The following is a 20,351-nucleotide window of genomic DNA, read 5'->3' on the forward strand; positions in this document are numbered from 1 at the left end:
TTGCGCGCGGGCAACGCGGGTTCCATTGTGGTTCCAGGGGCCGTAGTCGAAAGGGCCCGCAAAAGCGGCATTCATTGTCATCAACTTGAGGCGACTGAATTTACTCAATCTTGGATTGTGGCTGTGCAAGTCTCCCGCGTCGGCGATTCCGGCAGAGTTGGGAAGGACACGCACATGAAACTGAAATGCAAATGGGCCGAATTCGCTGCCGATGAATCCGGCGCTACCGCGATCGAATACGGCCTAATCGCAGCCGGCATCGCGCTCGCGATCATCGAGATCATCTACGCCCTCGGCACCAACCTCGTCGCAAAGCTGCAATCGCTGGCGACGGCGTTGAAATGAGCTGTGCTGTGCGGCGCCCGACGCTTCGCAACCTTGGGCCGGTTGGCGCGTTGGGCGGCCATGACGCATTCCTCGCTTCGTCCCATGGACGCCTTCGACCCCACCGAGCCCGCCATCCTGCACGACCAGCTCTCCGATACGATCATCACGTGGACCGCCGAGCAGGCTGACGATTTCAGGCGTGCCAGCCAGCCGGGACAGGACGGAACCGTGATCTGGAAGACCTACGTCTTCGACGGCTGGGGACACGTGCTCGGCGGCTGACCGCCGCTTATAAAAGTGGCATGTCGCAGTCGGCGGTGATTCGGCCAAAGCCTTGTGCGCATTAAACATATTGCTATGCACCGGGCGCGTTGTTGCAATGCAGCAACGCATGTCGCAACGCAGCAAAATGAGCTTAGATGTGCTCCGAACCTTCCATCAGGAGCATCACCCATGAACAAGAAGAGTCTGTCGATTGCCGCCGCCATTCTGACGATCGCGGGCAGCACCGCGGCTTTCGCCGCCGAGCTGCCGACTTATGAGGTCAACGGCTTTCCGGTCTCCCCGATGCAGGTGCGCGTGCTCGGTGCAGCGCATGTCGAGCAGCAGGCCTCGGCGCCCACTACTGTCGCTTCGGTCCACCAGACCCGCGTTCTGTCGCCGCGCAAGGTGAAGACGGCTGACGTCACGACGGGCAGCGCCCGCTGATCTGGGGACGCCACAAGCCAACATCAAGCCAAGGTGATGCAGGCTCGTTTTCTCCGAGCCTGCCTGGACCGCGTTCCCTTTCGGGAGCGCGGTCTTTTTTTTGGCGCAGCGAGTCATGATCACGTGCGGTTGTGTACGGCCGTTCAAAGCGAGTGTGATCTCTTTAATAGTTGCTTTGCAGATCGCGGCGCTTGATGCGGGCGCCGCTTATTGAGCAGCCAAGAATCATTTTCATAATGGAGTAGTCATGCCCGTTGCACAGAAAGCCGTTGTTGCAAGCGTCTCGCCGCGCGCGTTCATTCTCAGGCATCTCGCCTTGTTCGCAGCCGCCGCGCTGTTCGTGTTCGTGCTCAGCCTGACCTATGGGCTCGATCTCAGCCCCGGGTTTTTCTGAGAGAAAGGCGCGCTGGCGTCTCTCGCTTGCGTGCCAGCCTTGCAGGCACATGGGTTGAGCCATGGCCTCTGTCGGCGTACCGCTTTGTCCCATGGATCAGCGGACGAGCGGCGCCGACGCTCTCATTCGGAAGAACGATCAGGCGCCGGCGCTTGTCGGCGTGCTCTGCGGCCTTGCCGCGGCGGTGTTCTGGGCGCTCGGCTTTGCCGGCACGCGGCACGGGCTCAAGGTCGGCTTCACGCCGGTCGATCTGCTGGTGCATCGCTATGTCTGGTCCGGCATCGCGTTCCTGCCGCTGGTGATACGCGGCGGAATCTCCGATCTCTGCGGCATCGGCTGGGGCAGGGGCCTTGCGCTGATGGTGCTCGGCGGCCCCGTGATGTCGCTGATCTCCTACACCGGTTTTCTGTTCGTGCCGCTCGGCCATGGCAGCGTGATCCAGCCCTCCTGCGCGACGCTCGGCGGCCTGCTGCTCGCGGCCTTGTTTCTGAAAGAGCATGTCTCCGCGTCGCGCATCGCTGGCGCCCTCGTCATCGTCGCCGGGCTCGGCGTGATCGGCGCGGAATCGATCGGTCATATCGGCGTCGATGGCGTGCTGGGCGATCTCACCTTCGTGCTGACCGGATTGATGTTCGCAGGTTTCGGCGCGCTGGTGCGCCACTGGCGTGTCTCCGCCGTGTCGGCCGCGCTCGTCATCAACGTGCTGTCGCTGCTGCTGCTGCCGATCTACCTCATGACCGGCGGCCTCGCGCGGATCGCGGCGATCGGTGTCGGTGAGAACGCCATCCAGGCGCTGGCGCAGGGCGTGCTTGCGGGTCCGGCTGCGCTTTATCTGTTCGCCGTCTCGGTCCAACGCCTCGGCGTTGCCCGCGCCGCCGTTGTCCCCGCCTGCGTGCCGGCGCTGACGGTGCTCACCGGCTGGCTCCTGCTCGGCGAGCCGCCGACACTATTGCAGACGGCGGGATTGGTGACGGTGCTGTGCGGATTCTATCTGGCGCAGAGGCAGCAATAGACCGCAAGCCTCCGCACGGCGCTTACCATTCGATGGTGGTGAACTTGACGCCGCGGCCGGTCAGCTCCCGCCCGAGCCGCTCGGCGCGCTCGCTGGCGGATTTGCCGAGCAGCCGATACCTGCCTCCGAGAGCCTTGTCGGCGACAACCTGATGCCGGATGTTTTCGTACAATCGCAAGACGGCCTGATCGCTCAGATTGTCGAACATGTCATCGGTCGGGTTTGGTTTGGTCGCGTCGCTTGTTGGCGGTCCTCGCAGAGCGGCCTCCCAAGTCTTGTTCGTACGGATGTCGGCTCATGGGTAGCGGTCCGGCGCAGCAACGTATGTCCACTTCTGAACATTGCGACGCGCGGCCTGCCTCGGCTTACGCCTTCCTCACGAACTCCGATTTCAAATTCATCGCGCCGATGCCGTCGATCTTGCAGGCGATGTTGTGGCCGTCGGTCGCGTCCTGCAGGCGGATGTTGCGGACCTTGGTGCCGCCCTTGACGACGGAGGAGGAGCCCTTGACCTTGAGATCCTTCATCACGATGACGCTGTCGCCATCAGTGAGCGCATTGCCGTTGGCATCGCGCACGCCGGCCTCCTGCGCGGCGTCCGCGGCGGCCTCCGCCGTGCCGCTCCATTCATGGCCGCATTCCGGGCAGACCCAGAGGCCGCGATCCTGATAGGCGTGCTCGGAGTTGCAGGTCGGACATTTCATCGCGTCGGTCATCGTTTGCCTCGTCGCCCGTCACGGGCGCGCCGCACGCTTTCCGCCGGAAAAGATGGATTGGGAGCAAATCCTTTACCATGGCTTTCAGTCCTGGTCGAACCCCTGGAAACTTAGGAGTTCAGGAAAAACTCTGCGGTATCGAGGTCCGGAATTTGTGGCTGCGCCGGTTCGACGTCGCGGCGGAAGGGAGTGTTCTGGTCATGAGCGAGCATCGCGCCGCAGTCAGACATCACACGCTGCGCACCGGCATTGTCGAATTCGACAACGGTACCGGCAAGATCATCAGCGCGCCCTGCACGATCCGCGATGTCTCGGGCACCGGCGCGCGCCTTGGCCTCAACGCCTCGCTCTGGGTCGCCGAGCAGTTCACGCTGGTCTTCAGCAGCGGACTGCGCAAGGACTGCCGCGTCGCCTGGCGCAAGGGCCGGCTGATCGGCAGCGCATTCGCGGACGGCTATGCGAGCGCGGACGAGCAAGCCGTGATGATGACCGCGGACGAGCAGTCCCGCCACCGGCTTGGGATCGGTGCGCGCCTCAGGGCTGCGCGCGAAAAACGCGGCTACACGCAAGGCCAGCTCGCCGAACTCATCGGCGCCACGCCGGCCTTCGTCTCGCTGGCCGAGCAGGGCCTGGCGGACATTCCGCTGTACCAGCTGATGCACATCGCCGATCTGCTGATGGTCGGTCTCGATGGGCTCGTCGCAGGACCGGCGCCCGAGGACGTGGACGCGGCGTAGGCGGCACCGCCTCAAAACAAAAACGTCGAAAACAACCCCATGCACAGTAGAAATCCCGAGGGATTTCAAAGTGTTGGAAATCCGAAAAAGCGGTGGTGTTGAGCCGTAGCACGGATGGAGCGCAGCGGGCTACGGGCCTCGCGCCGACTTCGGCGATACCGAATCGAATTTGACTCGTCGGGCAAAACAGGGGCAGTATGGCATGATGGCGCCGCTGGAAGCTGGTGGCTCGCCAGCTGCGGAGCGACATGCCGAAGACACCAAAAAGAAAACTGAAGACCTACCAGACCTCGCTCGGCTTCTACGACCAGGCGATCGCCGCGCCCTCGATGAAGGCGGCGCTGGATGCCTGGGGCGCCAGGTCCAATCTGTTTCACCAGGGCGCCGCGAAGGAGACCGACGACCCTGACATCGTCGCCGCGACGATGGAGAAGCCGGGCGTGGTGCTCCGGCGTCCGGTCGGATCGGACGGGGCGTTCACCGAGCATTCCGAGTTGCCGACCGATCTCGCTGACGACGAGGCCACGCCGAAGCGCAAGGCCAAGTCCAAAGTAAAGTCCAAGCCGGAAAAGCGTCCGTTAAAGGCTGCAAAGCAACCAGCCCGCAAGATCGACGATCAACAGGCGCGCAAGGCCGCCGCGGCGTTCGAGAAGGAAGAGCGGCGGCGGGAAGCCGAGCGCCGCAAGGAGGAGGCCGCTCGCGCCAAGGAGCGCGCGCGCCGCGACAAGGCGGTTGCGAGCGCGCAGGCGGCGCTGGACGAGGCAAAGCGGGAGCACGAATCGCGGGCAGAGGCGATTGAAGCCGAGCGCGCTGCACTCGACGAACGCGCCGAAGCGGAGCAGAGCCGGTGGGACAAGCAGAGGATGAAGCTGGCGGAGGCTGTGCGTCGCGCGCGGGAGTAAATGCCCGGCCATGCGCGCCGCGTCGTCGTCCTTGGCGGCGAGGTCGCGGTTCCATGCCTATATGGACTGATGTCCCACATAGGTTGCCATGTCTGAAAAGCCGTCGGTTTCTAAAAGCCCCAATTCCAAAAGCCCGATGATCGTGCGCTCGCGCCGCGCGGCGCCTGTCCTGGTTTGCCGCAAGTGCCTCAAGCGCAGCGACGACGGCCGCGACGTCAGGCGTGCGCTGAAATCCGAACTGAAGGCGAACAAGCGCGACGGCACCAAGCCGGCCAAGCTGATCGTGACCGGATGCTTCGGCCTGTGCCCGAAGCAATCGATCGTGATCGCGAGCGGCGCCAGCTTGGCGCGGCAGGAATATGTGCTGGTTGCGGACCGCGATCAGGTGCCGCGAGCGCTCGCGCTGTTGGATGGCAAGCCCGGCGCATGATGGTCGGTCTGCGCTGCGCCGAAACGGCGGAGCGGCCGGCGTCGGTCATTCCGGCAAAGCTTGATCGCAAATTCGCTTGCCTTGCCTGGCGTCCTTTTGCACTCTGGCGGCAAGGAGACCAACGCATGAAGATCATGACTGTCGCGTGTGCGCTCGGAACCGCCCTGGTGCTGGGCAATCTCGGGATATCGGATGCCGAAGCCCGGACGCGGAAGGCTCGCGTGGTGGATGAACAACGGCTGAGGGTGGATGTCCCCGTGCTCAGGCCAACGCCATGGGATTACAATATCGTTCCGCGCTATCGTTATCGCCCGGAAGACGACCGGGTCGACCCCTACGGCCCGCCGCTGGTGTCGTCGTATGTCCGCTACGAGGGCTGGCGCTGGCCGTATTGGTGGTGAAGGGCGACGTTCCTAACCGCCATCCTCCGCCGCAAGCCGCAGAAACTGCCGCTTCATTACGTTGACCCTGGCGACATGGCTCGCGACGAGGTGATCGCCGCAGCGCTCGTCGGCGATCATCTGGAACTTGCGGCGCGCATAGGCCGTGGCGGGGCCGGCGCCGCAGAGATGGATGAAGGCGGCGAGATCCTGCCGCTCGCGCGCACTCGCCTTCACATCGCCTGCACGGGTGAGCACATCGGCGACATTGCGATCGAGATAGACCGATGCCAGCTCGATGGCGTGGCTCGGGATTGCGCGGATATAGAGGAAGGGAGAGCCGCAGCCGGTCTCCGTGACCGCGTTGCCACGAACGCAGAACCGCGCGGCGTCGGAATAGGCTGCGTCCAGCATCTGGAAGAGGCCGACGGCGCTGGAGGCGGGCCGGTAGATCGCGAGCGGATTAAAACTCCATCGCCAGCGCCAGTAGGTGCGCGCGAGCGGATTGCCCGATGTCTCGACCTGCGCCAGCGCGGCCAGCAATTCGGGCGTGATCGTCGCGGTGGCATGCTTGCGGAATAGCGGCCCGTATTGCCGCCAGGTCTCCGGTGGATCCTTGTCGAGCGCGTGGCCGACAAGGACGAACAGCTCGGTCGGCTTGCGCATTGTTTGATAGGCGATGTTCACGAGCACGACGACCGCCAGCAGCATCGCCACGCCACCCGCGATCCGGACCATCCGCGGTGCGCGCGCAAAGGTCTTTCGCATCCATCGTGCGCGTCGCCTGAGCTTGCGAAGGCGAGGGAGGAGGGGCTTGCTTCGTCCTGGCATCGGTCTTCTGGGAGTGCATTGCGGAGGCTTTGCACCTGGTTAACGCTGCCACCAGGCCTTGAAATCCGGCTTCTTTTCGCTCTGGTCGCGTCCTTTCAAGCCGCCGGTCCGTACTCCCACGGCAGTTCGCATCCTTGATGGAAATAACCCGAGGTTGTACTGTGCGCCGCAACAGGGTTAATTTTGTGTGAATGGATCGGCTGGAATGTCCGTAATCGAAAGCGTGGTGTCGGCGGAAGGCGCGGAGCGGAAAATGCCGCCGGGCGTGCTGGTCGAAGGGCCGGTGGTCGAGGCCAAGTTTCGCGACTCCTACATCTCCTTCGTCATCATGATCGGCGGTTCGATCGCGGCGCTGGTCTGGGCCTTCTGGCAAGGCATCGGCCGGGTTGAGGTTTCGGTCTTCGCCGGGACGTTCGCGTTGTCCACGGTCGGGATCGGCTTCATGCATCGCTACTTCGTCCACCGCAGCTTTCGCTGCGGTCCAGTGATGCGGACGCTGTTCGCGGCTATCGCCACCATGGCGGTGCAGGGCTCGATCCTGAAATGGGTGAGCAATCATCGCCGGCATCATCTGCACTCCGACAAGCCCGGCGACGTCCACAGCCCTTACTATGACGGCGACGGCAACCCCTATGTCACATTCGCCAAGGGGATGATGCATGCGCAAGGCGGCTGGGTGTGGGACCAGGCCACCACCGATGCCGGATACTACGCCAAGGATATCCTGGCCGATCCGATCGCGATGTTCTTCACCAGGACACGCTGGTACTGGTACGCGCTCTCGGCGGTGATCATTCCGGGCGCGATCGGCTACGCCTTCGGCGGCGTGCACACGATGACCGGCTGCATCCTGTTCTCCGGCCTGTTCCGCAGCTACCTCATGACCATGGCCACCTCGATGGTCAATTCGGTCTGCCACAGCGACGGCCGCTACGGCTACCGCCGCTTCGATCTCGACGACGGCACCACCAACGAGTTCGTGACCACGATCCTCACCTTCGGTGAAGGCCTCCACAACAACCATCACCGGTTTCCGCGCGACGCCTACATTTCGCACGCCTGGTACGAGATCGATATCAACGGCCTGATCATTCTCGGGCTGGGGAAGCTCGGATTGGTGCACGACATTTTCGCGGCGGGAAGCAGGGCTGTTCGCTCTGGAGACTCGGAGGACGGAAAGCGTCCAGTGGCAGATACCGAAGCGATGGTCTGAAGCAGGTAGGATGGGTCAAGCGGAAGCGAAGCCCATCAATTGCCATTATGACGCGATGGGTTTCGCAAGTGCTCTACCCATCTCACGTGCGTGAGGCGCGGGCCAAAACCGCATCTATCCCGCGTTGGCTTGGACGCCATCCGTGAAATCCAAACATAAGTTGTGTTCAGAGGGAACTCTGGCCCAAGGGAGCCGTTGAGCCTGTGATCCCCGAGCGTAGCGAGATCGAACCTCCGATCCTCGCCTGAACAAGACCGCAGTCGCGTTGTGAGAGCGGCTCGGCGCGAAGCGTCCTCCGTGCGTATCAACCGGAAACCTTCATGAACAGCCCCGATGTTCGCAATGCCATTCAGATCGACCGCGGCTCCAGCCTGGCGATCTGCAATGAAATAGGCGACCGCCTGCGGATCAAGCTTGGCGGCGAGCACGACCCATTGCCGCGACATCTAGCGGCCCTGGTCGACCGGATCGCGCATATCAGCAGCCATTCGAACCAAGCGACGCCCGTGATGACCTCCAGATCGGATCCAGCATGTTAGACTTTTCGAATGCATCTTTTACGCCTGAAACCATCGGCGTCATGAAAACCGCGCTGGACACGGCGGTTGCGTCACTGCCGGCCCCGGTCAGCTCTGCGCATGTTCGCTCGATCGCGGAAACAATCCTTCGCACGGCGAAGGAGGGCGAGCGAGACCCCGCTGTCCTGGAGCGCATGGCGTTGATGGAGCTTCAGATCTCGCCGCGTGATTGATGCCGGCTCGCCAGCTTGTGTGCTGGCGCAGACTTGCTCGCGTTGATTGCCGTGCCCGGATGCCTCGATGGAACTCTGGGGCCGCGGAAGCATTCACATCTGCAGCCGCGATCACGCGGCTCCTGGAGAATCCCCAACATGATACGTCATTTGTTGATCGGCGTTGCCGCGTGCGCAATCGCGGCAATGTCGACACTATCCGCTTCTGCCATGCCCCGGGTTGCGGCGGAGACGCTGGTCGCTGGCTCCGACAGTCCGGTGATTCTCGCGCGCGGCGGTAATGGACACGGCCACGGTCACATGGGACGTGGCGGCCACGGTCATCACTATGGCTGGAGCAGGGGCCGTCATCGCGGCTGGCGCTAAACGCAATCCGACTCAACATCCGGGGCCGCCTTCGATCGGCGGCTCCGTAAAGTCGGCTCATTCGCCCAGCGGGCTCACCAATCCGGATCGCCGTAATAGGGATCGACCATATAGGGCGGGGGCATCCAGGGCCCTCGCGACGGCCTGGGCCGCCGAGGTGCGGCCGCTTGAGCGTGCGGCCGTGCAGGCGCAGCGGTCTCGTTGTTCATCACGCTCCGCGCGGCCGGCTTCCCGGATGCAGGTGCGGATGCGGTGAAGTCGTCAGCTCCTTTTGCAGCGTCTGGACCTGTGCGGCGAGGCGCGCATTGGCCGCCGCATCCTTCTCCTGCGCCGCCTTGAGCTGTTGAATGGTGTCGGCCTGCTCGCGCAGCGTCTGCTCGCTGCGGCTTTTCAGTTGCTCGAGCTTTCCGTTGATGTTCGCGAGCTCGCTGCTGATGGTCTTGAGCGATTGCGCGAGATCAGACGACGACGGATCAGGCGTTGTGGCGCCGGTTCTTGAGGCGTCGGATCTCGAGGCATCGGGTCTTGAAGCGTCAAATCCTGCGTTGCTCTCCGTGTCCTTGGCGACCGGCGGCGCTGGCACCGTGCCGGGCTCATCCGCGGCAGCCAGTTGCACGGCCCGCGGTGGCGCCGGACTTTCGACAGCGGAGGCTTGCGGAGGCGCCTTCGCGACCGGCGGAGCCCATCGCGCCATGATCGACCTGCTGATCGACCTGGCCTCATCGCGATATTGCGAAGCGAAGGCGACACCGAGAATGCCGATTGCCAGCACGAGGCCGATCAGAGCGCGCAGCATGGGGCGATCTCCCATCAGGCCTTGATCGCGAACTTGGCTGTCCGGCGCCGGCGCCGCGGCCTTGGGAAGCTCGTCCTTGGGAGGCTTCTCCTTGGGAATCTCGTCTTTGGGAGGCTGGACAGCCTCCGCGGCGGCGCTTGCTCGCGGGGCCCGTGGGCTTTCGCTGCTGTGTTCCATTCCGGAAACCAGCCGGTCAAGCCGCGCAAGGTCTTGCTCCGCGCTCTTGATCCGGTCGTAAGCCCGCGCCAGCCCGCCCTCGGCGCGCCCCACGTCCGGCTTGGGGGCCTCAGGTTTGGGCGCGTCTGCCTTGTGGTCGTCAGGCTTGGGGTCGTTCGTCTCGGGCACCGATGCGCTCTCGATCCAGTCGGGCGTCAATGGGGGTGCGGCAGTTCAATCGGAACGATAGGTCTCGCCGCTGTCCCACACAACGCGCGTGCGAAGGAGAAATTATGGCGGGCTCGGAGGAGGGCGGGTCGCGGGGTAGCGGGCCCCTTGATCTGGATCAAGCAGGCAGCGCCCGACCGCCTCCAGCGTGCAGGCATTCATCGGAAGGAAAACATGGTTCAGACAAGAGTGATCGTCCTTGGTGCCTTCGCCGCCCTGCTGCTGGCCGCGCCGGCCAAGGCCCAGGTGCTGGTCGATGTTTCCAAGATCAGCTGCGACCAGTACATCACCCAGCGCATTACCCACATGCAGACCGTGAACGTCTGGCTCGCCGGGTTCTACGCCGGCCGCCGCAACAATCCCGTTGTGGACACCCAAGCGCTGAACAAGAACGGCAACAAGCTCTCGCGCTTCTGCGAGTCGCATCGCGAGATGCCGCTGCTGGATGCGGTCGAGGCCAATACGAAGTAGCGCCTCGCTCGTCCACCCGACGAGCTCTTACCGTAATGTTGGGCTTGGGAACCAAATGCAAAATCATTCGATTGATGAGCATCACCCCACGATCAACGGAGACACGGATGGAACTGTCCGGGAAAAAGATTGCGATTCTTGCGACCAACGGCTTCGAGCAATCGGAGCTCGAAGTGCCGCGTGATACCCTCAAGGCGGCCGGAGCGACCGTCGAGATCATTTCGCTGCAGCCCGGCGAGATCAAGGGCTGGGACGAGAAGGACTGGGGCCGCCCCGTCAAAGTCGACAAGACCCTCGATCAGGCCAAGGCCGGCGATTATGACGCGCTGGTGTTGCCCGGCGGCCAGATCAACCCTGATCTCCTGCGCGTCGAGCCCAACGCGCTGGCCTTCATCAAGAGCATCTTCGATGCCAAGAAGGTCGTTGCCGCGGTCTGCCATGCGCCCTGGCTGCTGGTCGAAACCGGCATCGCGAAGGGCCGCAGGATGACCTCCTACAAATCGATCAAGACCGACATCGCCAATGCCGGGGCGAAGTGGGAGGATTCCGAGGTCGTCGTCGACCAGGGCATCATCACCTCGCGCAACCCCGGTGACCTCAAGGCCTTCAGCGCCAAGATCATCGAAGAGGTGAAGGAAGGCCGCCACACCCAGCGCAGCAACGCGGCGTAAGGGTGGTGGCGGTGCGCGAGGCGATGCCATCCAACCCCGGTTCACGTGGCGCTATCGAATGACATTGGCGTAGGGTGGGTTAGCCGAAGGCGTAACCCTCCACGACTTGCCGTAGAAAACAAAAGAGGTCGGTTACGCTTCGCTAACCACCTCACGCGCCAGAATTCTGGAGCCAGCAATCAATAGCGGCTGCCGGTGCCCTTTTGCTGCGTGATCCAGTCCGACAACGTTTTCGGTCTGGCTTTCTCGGTCCGGCCCGGTGGTGCCTTTGGATTGTCGCGGGTGCCTTTGGTCGAACGGGACCGCGGTGCATCCGTTGCGTGGACGCTCCTCAAGGCAGTCGTCGATGCCTCAGCGGCTTCCTTCTCCAGGCGCAACTGCTTCAGTCGCGCCATCTTGAGGCGCTCTGCCTCGACTTCGGGTCGTTCGGCGAGCCCTGGCTTGTGTTGAGCAAGCTCGGCCGGGACCAGGACGCCGAGAATGGTCGCCTCGCCGAGCGCCTTGCAGGCTTCGAGCCGATGCAGTCCATCGACCAGAACGAGGCGGTCTCCGTCGAGCCGAACGGAAATGGGGGCCTGTTGTCCGATCTCCAGCATGCTTTCCGCGATCTCCCCGACGATCTCGGGCTTGAGGGCTTTCTTGATTTTCGTGGGAACGAAAATCTTCTCGATCGGGAAGCTTTCCGATTTGGGCATAACTCGACTCCGCTTTTACCGGGCCCGTCGGAACCCAAGCCGGTGGTGTCGGGAGTTTAGGAGGGAAGGGCTCGACCGCAAAGGCAATTCGGAGGAAGGGTATGGGTTAGCCGAAGGCGTACCCCACCATTTGTTGTCTACGGAAGACGAAAGAAGGGTTGCGGCTTCCCTACGTGCTCTACGAAGCCCATTATCAAATGTACAATTTAGAGATTGCGTGGATGCACGCCGAGGCAATTGCGTCGGCGATCAAGTTGTATGACTTTATGTCCAACGATGCGGCGGGCCAGACGAGGTTGTGCCCAAGCATATTCCTGACTTGTCCGGTCGTCACCACAACATCGCGAATGTTTTGATTGGGGGTGAGCGAACTAGCCAGCGCCTCTAGGGTAGTATTTCCGAGGCGCAGGTTCGCCTTTGAAAGTCCCAGTTCAACCTTGAGACGCTTCAGAACTGTTTCGATTGATCCTCCTCGTGCCCTCGAGGCTGAACTCTCCTTCAGTAGGGTCTCAAATAGCAGGCATCCCTTGAACAAGTGCATAAAGAATATCTCGTGCGAGGCAATGGTAGCAAGTTCGATTAGTCGAGCCCTATGATCCCATTCGAGAATAAAGGAAATCAGTGCGGTTACCATCGTGCGTCGATGAGGATTAGAATCCCGAATAGTCTTGTCGAGGAACCTCGCGCGAAGTTCATCGAATGTGAGAGGCTGATGGTTATCACGGGCATTGTAGCTGTCGATCACCGCTTGGAGCTTGTTTGCCGCTGTATTGACAAGGACGTGAGCGCGCTGATTGGGGTTTGTGTGAACGAGGCGCATAAATAATAGTGCGGGTGTATCGTTCCTCTCGGGGTAATGCGCCAAATCCTCAGAGACCGCAGCGTCAAAATAGAATGCGGCCGACTGATAGTCGTGACAGGCTGCCGCTGCAGCTCCCAACACATAAAAAGGAGTTCCTTTGGCGCTTGAATCGTACAACTTTCGATTGGCGCCTCGCATTATTTGTAGAAGTAGAATTGCATCATCAATGGCCTCCGCTTGCCTGCCGGCGTTCAACAATGCCGCATATGGGTGGTAGATGTCGAACATTGATGTCATGCCAGCACGTCCCCACGTCTTGTCGCTGATCCATCCGCAGCCAGCGTTTGGCTCTCTGCCCCGCTATCGCGCGAACGGATCGAGAGGATCGATATTCGGGATGAGAAGTTTACTTCGAATTTCAACGGTGGAAGTTTCTGGCCGTCGTCCTTCCGGCAAGAAGTAGGATCCGGCACATCCAGTGCGCGGCAGATGGGTCTTACCCAAATCCTTCCAGGAGTATACGTCCAACGCGAATGTGCAGAACCATTGTCCGTCGTCGGCACGAACCCAAACGCACTCATAAACGAGCTTGTCGTTGTTGCATTGAAGGCTGTCTAGATTGTTTCGCGCGCGATTGCTCTTGATTGCTTCTACGAACAATTGGTGTTGTGGGGGAGTGAAGAATAGACTCCGTCCTTCAAATCGGCACGAGGGAAGGGGGTTACGAGAGAGCCCCGGCGCAGCCGCGGAAATGGCTCAAGGTATAGGGCTGCATGAAATCCTCGCATCCATCGCCATACCGCCTCATCGACATTGAGGTTTGTCACCGCGCCTACTCCCGGGATGGGCGAGCGAATAAACTTCAAACGATGGTGATTGGGATCGGAAGGGGTCTGTCGGTGTTTCAGTCCAATCAATTGCCCAATTTTCTCGTCGAGCAGTTCGAAAGATGCGTTACATTTTAAGTGGGATTTCAATTTTAGCGGGATGCGGTCGACCTTCGCGAAGACAGACTCTGGCGGAACGTGGTCGTAATTCGTGATGTCGTCCGTCTCAAAGGTCTTCCCGCAAAGATAGCAAAACGGCAGATTGCGGACTGCTCTAAACTGCTTTTGTGTCCTGAGCGAAACCATGGTCGTCAAGCCTAAGAAAAGGGGCCGCTCAAAGAGCGGCCCCTTCGAAGTATCACGAACACCCTGTCGTGCTTCCGCACGTATCGCACTTCATGCAGGTCCCATTCCGCACCAGCGTGAAGTTGCCGCACTCGCCGCACATCTCGCCTTCGTAACCTTTTGCCTTCGCTTCCGCGCGGCGTTCGGCCTTGGAGGGCACCATGGTCTGCGCGGTGCCGGACTTGCTCCACTGCAGGGCCTCCAGCTTCTCGGTGGGCGAGAGGTCGTGCTGGACTTCCTGCTTCAGCGCGACCGCGCCTTCCAGGACGTCGCCGGCACGGCCTGCGCCGTGCGAGGCCAGCGAGGTGACCTTGCTGCCGCCTGATGGTGCGCTGTCGTTGCCTTGCGCGACCGCGGTCGAGCCGCCGCGCATGACAACCAGGTTGTCGGTGCGGGAGCGGGTGAGGCCGCGCGACACCAGCTTGGAGGCGCGCTGGCCGTGATCGTCGGGCTCCTTGCCTTCCTCGACGCCCTTGCCGAGCACGTCGAACCCGGTCTCGCTGGGATCGACATGGGCGAGGTCGAAGCGGCTGAGATAGCTCACCGCCAGCTCGCGGAAGACGTAGTCGAGGATCGAGGTCGCGTACTTGATGCTGTCGTTGCCCTGCACGGGGCCCGCCGGCTCGAAGCGGGTGAAGGTGAAGGCGTCGACATATTCGTCGAGCGGCACGCCGTACTGGAGGCCCAGCGATACCGCGATGGCGAAGTTGTTGATGAAGGAGCGCAGTGCCGCGCCTTCCTTGTGCATGTCGATGAAGATCTCGCCGATGCGGCCGTCGTCATATTCGCCGGTGCGCAAATAGACCTTATGTCCGCCGACGACCGCCTTCTGGGTGTAGCCCTTGCGGCGATCCGGCATCTTCTCGCGCTCGCGCATCACGATGATGCGCTCGACCAGTTTCTCGACGATCTTTTCCGAGACCTGGGCGGTGCGTGCCGCCATCGGCTTGTCGTAGAGATGCTCGATCGCATCGTCCTCGTCCTCATCGTCGGCGATGAGCTGCGAGTTGAGCGGCTGGCTGAGCTTGGAGCCGTCGCGATAGAGCGCGTTGGCCTTCAGCGCCAGCTTCCACGACAGCATGTAGGCGGACTTGCAGTCCTCTACCGTCGCGTCGTTCGGCATGTTGATGGTCTTGGAGATCGCACCCGAGATGAAGGGCTGCGCCGCCGACATCATGCGGATGTGGCTCTCGACCGAGAGATAGCGCTTGCCGACCTTGCCGCAGGGGTTGGCGCAGTCGAACACCGGATAGTGCTCGGCCTTGAGGTGCGGAGCACCTTCCACCGTCATCGCGCCGCAGATGTGGACGTTGGCCGCCTCGATCTCGCGCTTGGTGAAGCCCACGGCCTGGAGCAGGTCGAAGCCGGGGGTCGCGATCGCCTCGGCGCCGATGCCGAGCTGGTCGCGGATGAAGTCCTCGCCGAAGGTCCATTTGTTGAAGGCGAACTTGATGTCGAAGGCGGTCGGCAGCGCCTTCTCGACCTTGGCGATGGCTTCATCGGTGAAGCCCTTGGCCTTCAGCGTCGAGGCGTTGATGCCGGGCGCGTTGGAGAGCGAGCCGTGGCCGACGGCGTAGGCCTCGATCTCCGCGATCTCGCTCTCGCGATAGCCGAGCGCGCGCAGCGCGGCGGGGACCGCGCGGTTGATGATCTTGAAGTAGCCGCCGCCGGCGAGCTTCTTGAATTTCACCAGGGCGAAGTCGGGCTCGATGCCGGTGGTGTCGCAATCCATGACCAGGCCGATCGTGCCGGTCGGCGCGATCACCGTGGTCTGGGCATTGCGATAGCCGTGCTTTTCGCCGAGCTCGAGCGCCGCATCCCAGGCCGCTTGCGCATGGGTGACGAGGTCTCCTTGCGGGCAGGACACCAAGTCCATCGGCACGGGGTTGACGCTCAGCCCTTCGTAGCCGTTGGACTGGCCGTGGGCGGCGCGGCGGTGGTTGCGGATCACGCGCAGCATGTGCGCGGCGTTCTTCTTGTAGCCGGGGAAGGTGCCGAGCTCGGACGCCATCTCGGCCGAGGTCTTGTAGGTGATGCCCGTCATGATCGCGGTCAGCGCGCCCGCGATGGCGCGGCCTTCCTTCGAGTCATAAGACAGACCCATGGTCATCAGGAGGCCGCCGATATTGGCATAGCCGAGGCCGAGCGTGCGGAACTCGTAGGAGAGCTCGGCGATCGACTTCGACGGGAACTGCGCCATCATCACCGAGATTTCGAGCACGATGGTCCAGAGCCGGCAGAGGTGCTCGTAGCCCTCGACGTCGAAGCGCTTGGAGGGGATGTCGTAGAACGTCAGCAGATTGGCGGAGGCGAGGTTGCACGCCGTGTCGTCCAGGAACATGTATTCCGAGCACGGATTGGAGGCGCGGATGTCGCCGGACGCCTTGCAGGTGTGCCAGTCGTTCATGGTGGTGTTGAAGTGCAGGCCGGGGTCGGCCGACGCCCAGGCGGCGTAGCCGATCTTTTCCCAGAGGTCGCGCGCCTTCAGCGTCTTGGTGACCTTCTTGGTGGTGCGTCCCACGAGATTCCAGTCGCCGTCGGTCTCGACCGCGCGCAGGAAGTCGTCCTTGAGCGAGACCGAGTTGTTGGAGTTCTGGCCGGATACCGTGAGATAGGCTTCCGAATCCCAATCGGTGTCGTAGACGTCGAACTGGATGTCCTTGTAGCCTTGCTTGGCGAACTGGATGACGCGCTTGATGTAATTGTCGGGCACGAGCGAGCGACGGGCCAGCTTGATCTCGCGGCGGAGCGCCGGATTCTTCTCGGGATCGAAGCAATCGTCGCCCGAGCCTTCGCAATTGACGCAGGCCTTGAGCACGGCCTTGAGGTGCTTCTGGTTGATCTTGGATCCGGTGACGAGAGCCGCGACCTTCTGCTCCTCCTTCACCTTCCAGTCGATATAGGTCTCGATGTCGGGGTGATCGACGTCAACGACGACCATCTTGGCGGCGCGGCGCGTGGTGCCGCCCGACTTGATCGCGCCCGCGGCGCGGTCGCCGATCTTGAGGAAGCTCATCAGGCCGGACGAGCGGCCGCCGCCGGAGAGGCGTTCGCCTTCGCCGCGCAGGCGCGAGAAGTTGGAGCCGGTGCCGGAGCCGTATTTGAACAGGCGGGCTTCGCGGACCCAGAGGTCCATGATGCCGCCCTCGTTGACGAGGTCGTCACCGACGCCCTGGATGAAGCAGGCGTGCGGCTGCGGATGCTCGTAGGAGGATTTCGAGCGGGTCAGCTTGCCGGTGAAGGGGTCGACGTAATAATGGCCCTGGCCGGGGCCGTCGATGCCATAGGCCCAATGAAGCCCGGTGTTGAACCATTGCGGCGAGTTCGGCGCGACCATCTGCATGGTCAGCATGTAGCGGAGCTCGTCGTAGAAGGTCTGGGCGTCCTCGTCGGAGGAGAAATAGTTGCCCTTCCAGCCCCAATAGGTCCAGCAGCCGGCGAGACGGTCGAACACCTGCTTGGCCGAGAGCTCGCTGACATAGCGCTCTTTCTCGGGCAGGAGGGCAAGCGCCTCGGTATCGGGCACGGAGCGCCACAGGAAGGAAGGAACGGACTCTTCCTCGACCTTCTTCAGGCGCGCGGCAACGCCGGCCTTGCGGAAGTACTTCTGGGCCAGGACGTCGGAGGCGACCTGCGACCACGCGGTCGGCACCTCGACGTTCTCGAGCTTGAACACGACAGAGCCGTCGGGATTCCTGATCTCCGACGTGGTCAGCCGGAAATCGATGCCGGCGTAAGGTGACTGTCCCGAAGTGGTGTGGCGCCGCTCAATCCGCATGGTCTTGCCCCGTCCTATCTTTGACCGGACCGCCTCCGTTCAGGCGTGCCGGGTCATCATTTCATTTCGCGGTGCTCGGCGGCCGCCTGGCCCCTGGCATCGCAGTTCAGCCGGTAGACCCGGCCCGTTTTCTCCCGACGCGATTGTTCGATGCGCGCACCGATCATCCGCCGGCACGTCCAGACCCATCCGCCCAAAGGGATGAGCCCGACATGCGTTCAACGCCCCACACATCAAGTCTTCAACCACTGCACGTCTTCAACCATTGCCATCCGGGCCTGTTTCCAGCCCGTTCAGGCGCCCGAAAAGTCCGCTCTCGCCGGGCAGACAAGCCCGTATCCCGCTGCCTTTGTCTGGCTTGGCGGAGTGCTGTTTTGCAGACCCTTTGGGGGAGTGCCGGCGGGACGCAAACACACTCGCGCCGAACGGATCGAAAACTAGGACTCTCCGTTACGCCCGTCAAGAACTAGTGCGAGTTCCTGAATCAAATACTAAATATGGTGGATTGCGGGGGATAACAGGGGGCAAGCCCGCGCCTGTTGTTGAGCCAAGTATCAGTGAGTCCTCAGGGATTCCCAACTGAAAAAATTTACGTCTTGGGGGGCCGCGGAGGCTTCACCCCGCTGTTCACAGGGCAGGTATATTTTTAACTCGCGGGCTTGCCTCCGGGGGACTCACGTAGGGCTACGGAAGGTGAGGGCAGGCATGCCCGCCGGGGTGGTGGTGGGAGGCGCGAATCCGCGCCAAGCTGAGCCCGATTTTGCCGGACTGCCCACATGCTTGATTCGACTCGGCCGGTGCTGCGAGCGCGCATCGCCCCGGCCGGCCTGATGTTCCTCGCCATCACCTCGGTGGGCTGGGGCTTCAACTGGCCGGTGACGAAATTCCTGCTCTCCGAGCTGCCGCCGCTGACCTTGCGCGGGGTCACCGGCGTGCTCGGCGCGGTGCTGCTGGCGGCGCTGGCGCTGATCCGCGCTGACAGCCTCAGCGTCCCGCGCGAGATCTGGCCGCGGCTCGTGACCGCCGCGATCCTCAATGTCACCGGCTGGATGGTGCTGATGGGGCTGGCGCTGCTGTGGCTGCCGGCGAGCGAAGCGGCGCTGATCGCCTACACCATGCCGGTCTGGGCCTCGCTGATCGCCTGGCCGGTGCTCGGCGAGCGGCCGACCTTGTTGCGGACCATCGCACTGGTGATGGCCTTTGCTGGCCTTGCCTCGATCATGGGCGGCAACGGCTTTGCCGCCACCGCGGACAAGCTGCCGGGCATCATCATGGCGCTGTGTGGCGCGATCGGCTTCGCCGCCGGCACGGTGTTTTCGAAGAAGTACCCGATCCGTCTGCCGCCGATCACGGCCGCGGCCTGGCAGATCGGGATCGGCTGCCTGCCGATCACGATCATCGGCCTCGCCATCGAGACCACGCATCTGGAGCTGGTGACGCCGGTCGGATGGTGGCTCCTAGTCTATTCGACCGTGGTGCAGTTCTGCATCGCCTATGTCAGCTGGTTCGCAGCCCTCGCGCGCCTGCCGGCCTCCGTCGCCGCGATCGGCACCATGGCGGTGCCTGTCATCGGCGTCGTGGCGTCCGCGATTGCGCTCGGCGAGCCGCTGGGAGCGGGGCAGATTGCCGCGCTGATCTTCACGCTGGCGGCGGTGGTGCTGGCGACGCGATAGAGATAGTCCTCATGAAGCGGCTGGCCGGCGGATGTCCGGCTTACCGCCAACATCCGCCGGCGAGCGGAAGGCTTCCGAGGTCGCGATGGACCGATCGGCGACATGCTGAGCACACAAAAAAGCCCCGGAGGATGCCGGGGCTTTCGCAGTGCTCTTAAGGATCAGTACCTGGCGACGACCGGACCGCCGAAGTTGAACTTGTAGTTTACGCCGACCGTCGCGGTAGATACCTCCAGCCGAGTCGAGATGACTTCGGAGGGAAGTCCCGCCACGAAGCCACTGCCGGTAACGGCCGAGATGTGCTGAACGTCTCGACGGCCGAAGTCCATATAATTGTACTCGGCAAAAGCCGACCAGCCCGGAGCGAACATCCACTCGAGACCGCCACCCACTGTCCAACCAGAACGGTTCACACCCAGAGCCGTTTCGGAAAGAGCTCCGCTGGGCTGCACGACGATATTGTCCTGCCGGGTCCAAGCGCCACCGCCCTTGATATAGCCAAGCAGCTGCGGAACGAATAAATAGCCGACGCGGCCCGTGACAGTCCAAACGTCTTTGGTCTCGTTAACGGAGGTAAAGGTCGGGAACGCTGGCAAAGCGTGCGAGCTGCCGATGCGAGCATAATCGTACATGCCTTGGATGCCGACCACCCAATTTCCAGCAAATTGGTAATCGCATCCGATCTGACCGCCGCCAATGACCTGGCTGTTATCGCTAGAACCATAGTCCGCCGGAAACAGTACACCGAGTCGCGACACTCGGGTTTGATCAGTCCGGGCCCAACCACCGCCGACGTTGCCGCCAACATAGCAACCCGTCCAGTTATAGACCGTGACAGGTGCGGGGGGTGGAGCCTTCGCATAACGAGGAGCCATATCTGCGGCGATAGCTGATCCGGTGAATGCTGCTATAGCGGCGATAGAGATCACGATCTTTTTCATGTCCACTCTCCCATGGCGCATCCGAAATCGTGGCCCGAAAGTAGCGCTATTCTGGCAAATTACTGTCCCCGGAAAGCCACACTCGCCTGTTGTCGCGACGATTGGTAGGCATCGAAACACTGCGAAATGTGCGAAGAGCGACAAGTCGGCTATGGGGCCGATTGCAGGAGTCTATGTTGTTGACGGGCCACCGCCGGGGCA

General features: G+C 62.4%; 23 protein-coding genes. 15 read left to right on the forward strand and 8 right to left on the reverse strand.

The features are described from left to right. Positions 1–174 precede the first annotated feature (174 nt). From IVB45_RS16640 to IVB45_RS16660, 5 genes are all read left to right on the forward strand, one after another. Entirely contained in the window at positions 175–345 is a 171-nt protein-coding gene (locus IVB45_RS16640; protein WP_007609602.1) for a Flp family type IVb pilin, read from the forward strand. Positions 346–405: 60 nt separating this feature from the next. Then, the gene (locus IVB45_RS16645; protein ID WP_247286273.1) at positions 406–609 is read left to right on the forward strand and encodes a hypothetical protein; all 204 of its coding nucleotides are present in this window, start codon (positions 406–408) and stop codon (positions 607–609) included. Between the two features lie 171 nt (positions 610–780). Then, positions 781–1,035, forward strand: a complete 255-nt coding sequence (locus IVB45_RS16650) for a hypothetical protein (RefSeq protein ID WP_247361316.1) — start codon at positions 781–783, stop codon at positions 1,033–1,035. A gap of 247 nt (positions 1,036–1,282) precedes the next feature. Next, a complete protein-coding gene (locus IVB45_RS16655; RefSeq protein WP_167552239.1) occupies positions 1,283–1,429 on the forward strand; it encodes a hypothetical protein in 147 nt (48 codons plus the stop codon). A 91-nt stretch (positions 1,430–1,520) separates the two neighbouring features. After that, complete coding sequence (locus IVB45_RS16660; protein ID WP_247361313.1) at positions 1,521–2,441, forward strand: DMT family transporter; 921 nt, start codon at positions 1,521–1,523, stop codon at positions 2,439–2,441. Positions 2,442–2,463: 22 nt separating this feature from the next. Here the strand turns inward: IVB45_RS16660 and IVB45_RS16665 are convergent, their stop codons facing one another. Both IVB45_RS16665 and IVB45_RS16670 read right to left on the reverse strand, forming a co-directional pair. Further along, a complete protein-coding gene (locus IVB45_RS16665) occupies positions 2,464–2,649 on the reverse strand; it encodes a hypothetical protein (RefSeq protein ID WP_035962695.1) in 186 nt (61 codons plus the stop codon). Between the two features lie 157 nt (positions 2,650–2,806). Next, on the reverse strand, positions 2,807–3,157 hold the full coding sequence (locus IVB45_RS16670) for a zinc ribbon domain-containing protein YjdM (protein WP_027569793.1): 351 nt from the start codon (positions 3,155–3,157) through the stop codon (positions 2,807–2,809). A gap of 200 nt (positions 3,158–3,357) precedes the next feature. Here IVB45_RS16670 and IVB45_RS16675 point away from each other — a divergent pair, with 200 nt between their 5' ends. The 4 genes from IVB45_RS16675 to IVB45_RS16690 all read left to right on the forward strand — a co-directional run bounded on the left by IVB45_RS16675 (position 3,358) and on the right by IVB45_RS16690 (position 5,627). Further along, positions 3,358–3,894 carry a helix-turn-helix domain-containing protein gene (locus tag IVB45_RS16675; protein WP_027569794.1) on the forward strand — a complete coding sequence of 179 codons (537 nt, stop codon included), beginning with the start codon at positions 3,358–3,360 and terminating at the stop codon, positions 3,892–3,894. 248 nt (positions 3,895–4,142) lie between these two features. After that, on the forward strand, positions 4,143–4,796 hold the full coding sequence (locus tag IVB45_RS16680; protein ID WP_247286265.1) for a cell envelope biogenesis protein TolA: 654 nt from the start codon (positions 4,143–4,145) through the stop codon (positions 4,794–4,796). A 136-nt stretch (positions 4,797–4,932) separates the two neighbouring features. Beyond that, a complete protein-coding gene (locus IVB45_RS16685; RefSeq protein WP_035962697.1) occupies positions 4,933–5,226 on the forward strand; it encodes a (2Fe-2S) ferredoxin domain-containing protein in 294 nt (97 codons plus the stop codon). After that, complete coding sequence (locus IVB45_RS16690) at positions 5,223–5,627, forward strand: hypothetical protein (RefSeq protein ID WP_245287861.1); 405 nt, start codon at positions 5,223–5,225, stop codon at positions 5,625–5,627. Before IVB45_RS16685 ends, IVB45_RS16690 begins: the two co-directional genes overlap by 4 nt. 12 nt (positions 5,628–5,639) lie before the next feature. Here IVB45_RS16690 and IVB45_RS16695 read toward each other — a convergent pair whose 3' ends face one another. Further along, positions 5,640–6,437 carry a transglycosylase SLT domain-containing protein gene (locus IVB45_RS16695; RefSeq protein WP_247361310.1) on the reverse strand — a complete coding sequence of 266 codons (798 nt, stop codon included), beginning with the start codon at positions 6,435–6,437 and terminating at the stop codon, positions 5,640–5,642. Between the two features lie 205 nt (positions 6,438–6,642). On the opposite strand from IVB45_RS16695, the gene IVB45_RS16700 reads away from it, so the two are divergent. The 3 genes from IVB45_RS16700 to IVB45_RS16710 all read left to right on the forward strand — a co-directional run bounded on the left by IVB45_RS16700 (position 6,643) and on the right by IVB45_RS16710 (position 8,401). Further along, positions 6,643–7,650: an acyl-CoA desaturase gene (locus IVB45_RS16700; RefSeq protein WP_247361309.1), complete on the forward strand. Its 1,008-nt coding sequence runs from the start codon at positions 6,643–6,645 to the stop codon at positions 7,648–7,650. Between the two features lie 320 nt (positions 7,651–7,970). Next, entirely contained in the window at positions 7,971–8,189 is a 219-nt protein-coding gene (locus IVB45_RS16705; protein ID WP_247361305.1) for a hypothetical protein, read from the forward strand. Next, positions 8,183–8,401 carry a hypothetical protein gene (locus IVB45_RS16710; RefSeq protein ID WP_247286259.1) on the forward strand — a complete coding sequence of 73 codons (219 nt, stop codon included), beginning with the start codon at positions 8,183–8,185 and terminating at the stop codon, positions 8,399–8,401. Before IVB45_RS16705 ends, IVB45_RS16710 begins: the two co-directional genes overlap by 7 nt. Positions 8,402–8,975: 574 nt before the next feature. On the opposite strand, the gene IVB45_RS16715 is transcribed toward IVB45_RS16710, so the two are convergent. Next, positions 8,976–9,908 carry a hypothetical protein gene (locus tag IVB45_RS16715; protein ID WP_247361302.1) on the reverse strand — a complete coding sequence of 311 codons (933 nt, stop codon included), beginning with the start codon at positions 9,906–9,908 and terminating at the stop codon, positions 8,976–8,978. A 213-nt stretch (positions 9,909–10,121) separates the two neighbouring features. On the opposite strand from IVB45_RS16715, the gene IVB45_RS16720 reads away from it, so the two are divergent. Both IVB45_RS16720 and IVB45_RS16725 read left to right on the forward strand, forming a co-directional pair. Then, positions 10,122–10,418 carry an HdeA/HdeB family chaperone gene (locus IVB45_RS16720; protein ID WP_247361296.1) on the forward strand — a complete coding sequence of 99 codons (297 nt, stop codon included), beginning with the start codon at positions 10,122–10,124 and terminating at the stop codon, positions 10,416–10,418. Positions 10,419–10,525: 107 nt separating this feature from the next. Further along, on the forward strand, positions 10,526–11,089 hold the full coding sequence (locus IVB45_RS16725; RefSeq protein WP_247361293.1) for a type 1 glutamine amidotransferase domain-containing protein: 564 nt from the start codon (positions 10,526–10,528) through the stop codon (positions 11,087–11,089). 179 nt (positions 11,090–11,268) lie between these two features. Here IVB45_RS16725 and IVB45_RS16730 read toward each other — a convergent pair whose 3' ends face one another. The 3 genes from IVB45_RS16730 to IVB45_RS16740 all read right to left on the reverse strand — a co-directional run bounded on the left by IVB45_RS16730 (position 11,269) and on the right by IVB45_RS16740 (position 17,536). After that, positions 11,269–11,784: a ParB N-terminal domain-containing protein gene (locus IVB45_RS16730; protein WP_247361290.1), complete on the reverse strand. Its 516-nt coding sequence runs from the start codon at positions 11,782–11,784 to the stop codon at positions 11,269–11,271. A gap of 193 nt (positions 11,785–11,977) precedes the next feature. Further along, on the reverse strand, positions 11,978–12,874 hold the full coding sequence (locus IVB45_RS16735; protein ID WP_247361287.1) for a hypothetical protein: 897 nt from the start codon (positions 12,872–12,874) through the stop codon (positions 11,978–11,980). 897 nt (positions 12,875–13,771) lie between these two features. Next, on the reverse strand, positions 13,772–17,536 hold the full coding sequence (locus IVB45_RS16740) for a vitamin B12-dependent ribonucleotide reductase (protein WP_247361285.1): 3,765 nt from the start codon (positions 17,534–17,536) through the stop codon (positions 13,772–13,774). 776 nt (positions 17,537–18,312) lie between these two features. Between IVB45_RS16740 and IVB45_RS16745 the strand changes: the two genes are divergently transcribed. After that, entirely contained in the window at positions 18,313–19,209 is an 897-nt protein-coding gene (locus IVB45_RS16745) for a DMT family transporter (protein WP_247361283.1), read from the forward strand. Positions 19,210–19,370: 161 nt separating this feature from the next. Here the strand turns inward: IVB45_RS16745 and IVB45_RS16750 are convergent, their stop codons facing one another. After that, complete coding sequence (locus IVB45_RS16750) at positions 19,371–20,150, reverse strand: outer membrane beta-barrel protein (RefSeq protein ID WP_247286250.1); 780 nt, start codon at positions 20,148–20,150, stop codon at positions 19,371–19,373. Between the last annotated feature and the right edge of the window lie 201 nt (positions 20,151–20,351).

The organism is Bradyrhizobium sp. 4 (assembly GCF_023100905.1).
In the GTDB taxonomy this organism is placed as follows: domain Bacteria; phylum Pseudomonadota; class Alphaproteobacteria; order Rhizobiales; family Xanthobacteraceae; genus Bradyrhizobium.

What these genes read in the sequence shown, in the direction of transcription:
- IVB45_RS16640 (WP_007609602.1), top strand. Translation starts at nt 175, where the DNA reads ATGAAACTGAAATGCAAATGGGCCGAATTCGCTGCCGATGAATCCGGC.
- IVB45_RS16645 (WP_247286273.1), top strand. Translation starts at nt 406, where the DNA reads ATGACGCATTCCTCGCTTCGTCCCATGGACGCCTTCGACCCCACCGAG.
- IVB45_RS16650 (WP_247361316.1), top strand. Translation starts at nt 781, where the DNA reads ATGAACAAGAAGAGTCTGTCGATTGCCGCCGCCATTCTGACGATCGCG.
- IVB45_RS16655 (WP_167552239.1), top strand. Translation starts at nt 1,283, where the DNA reads ATGCCCGTTGCACAGAAAGCCGTTGTTGCAAGCGTCTCGCCGCGCGCG.
- IVB45_RS16660 (WP_247361313.1), top strand. Translation starts at nt 1,521, where the DNA reads ATGGATCAGCGGACGAGCGGCGCCGACGCTCTCATTCGGAAGAACGAT.
- IVB45_RS16665 (WP_035962695.1), bottom strand. Translation starts at nt 2,649, where the DNA reads ATGTTCGACAATCTGAGCGATCAGGCCGTCTTGCGATTGTACGAAAAC.
- IVB45_RS16670 (WP_027569793.1), bottom strand. Translation starts at nt 3,157, where the DNA reads ATGACCGACGCGATGAAATGTCCGACCTGCAACTCCGAGCACGCCTAT.
- IVB45_RS16675 (WP_027569794.1), top strand. Translation starts at nt 3,358, where the DNA reads ATGAGCGAGCATCGCGCCGCAGTCAGACATCACACGCTGCGCACCGGC.
- IVB45_RS16680 (WP_247286265.1), top strand. Translation starts at nt 4,143, where the DNA reads ATGCCGAAGACACCAAAAAGAAAACTGAAGACCTACCAGACCTCGCTC.
- IVB45_RS16685 (WP_035962697.1), top strand. Translation starts at nt 4,933, where the DNA reads ATGATCGTGCGCTCGCGCCGCGCGGCGCCTGTCCTGGTTTGCCGCAAG.
- IVB45_RS16690 (WP_245287861.1), top strand. Translation starts at nt 5,223, where the DNA reads ATGATGGTCGGTCTGCGCTGCGCCGAAACGGCGGAGCGGCCGGCGTCG.
- IVB45_RS16695 (WP_247361310.1), bottom strand. Translation starts at nt 6,437, where the DNA reads ATGCCAGGACGAAGCAAGCCCCTCCTCCCTCGCCTTCGCAAGCTCAGG.
- IVB45_RS16700 (WP_247361309.1), top strand. Translation starts at nt 6,643, where the DNA reads ATGTCCGTAATCGAAAGCGTGGTGTCGGCGGAAGGCGCGGAGCGGAAA.
- IVB45_RS16705 (WP_247361305.1), top strand. Translation starts at nt 7,971, where the DNA reads ATGAACAGCCCCGATGTTCGCAATGCCATTCAGATCGACCGCGGCTCC.
- IVB45_RS16710 (WP_247286259.1), top strand. Translation starts at nt 8,183, where the DNA reads ATGTTAGACTTTTCGAATGCATCTTTTACGCCTGAAACCATCGGCGTC.
- IVB45_RS16720 (WP_247361296.1), top strand. Translation starts at nt 10,122, where the DNA reads ATGGTTCAGACAAGAGTGATCGTCCTTGGTGCCTTCGCCGCCCTGCTG.
- IVB45_RS16725 (WP_247361293.1), top strand. Translation starts at nt 10,526, where the DNA reads ATGGAACTGTCCGGGAAAAAGATTGCGATTCTTGCGACCAACGGCTTC.
- IVB45_RS16730 (WP_247361290.1), bottom strand. Translation starts at nt 11,784, where the DNA reads ATGCCCAAATCGGAAAGCTTCCCGATCGAGAAGATTTTCGTTCCCACG.
- IVB45_RS16735 (WP_247361287.1), bottom strand. Translation starts at nt 12,874, where the DNA reads ATGTTCGACATCTACCACCCATATGCGGCATTGTTGAACGCCGGCAGG.
- IVB45_RS16740 (WP_247361285.1), bottom strand. Translation starts at nt 17,536, where the DNA reads ATGCGGATTGAGCGGCGCCACACCACTTCGGGACAGTCACCTTACGCC.
- IVB45_RS16745 (WP_247361283.1), top strand. Translation starts at nt 18,313, where the DNA reads ATGCTTGATTCGACTCGGCCGGTGCTGCGAGCGCGCATCGCCCCGGCC.
- IVB45_RS16750 (WP_247286250.1), bottom strand. Translation starts at nt 20,150, where the DNA reads ATGAAAAAGATCGTGATCTCTATCGCCGCTATAGCAGCATTCACCGGA.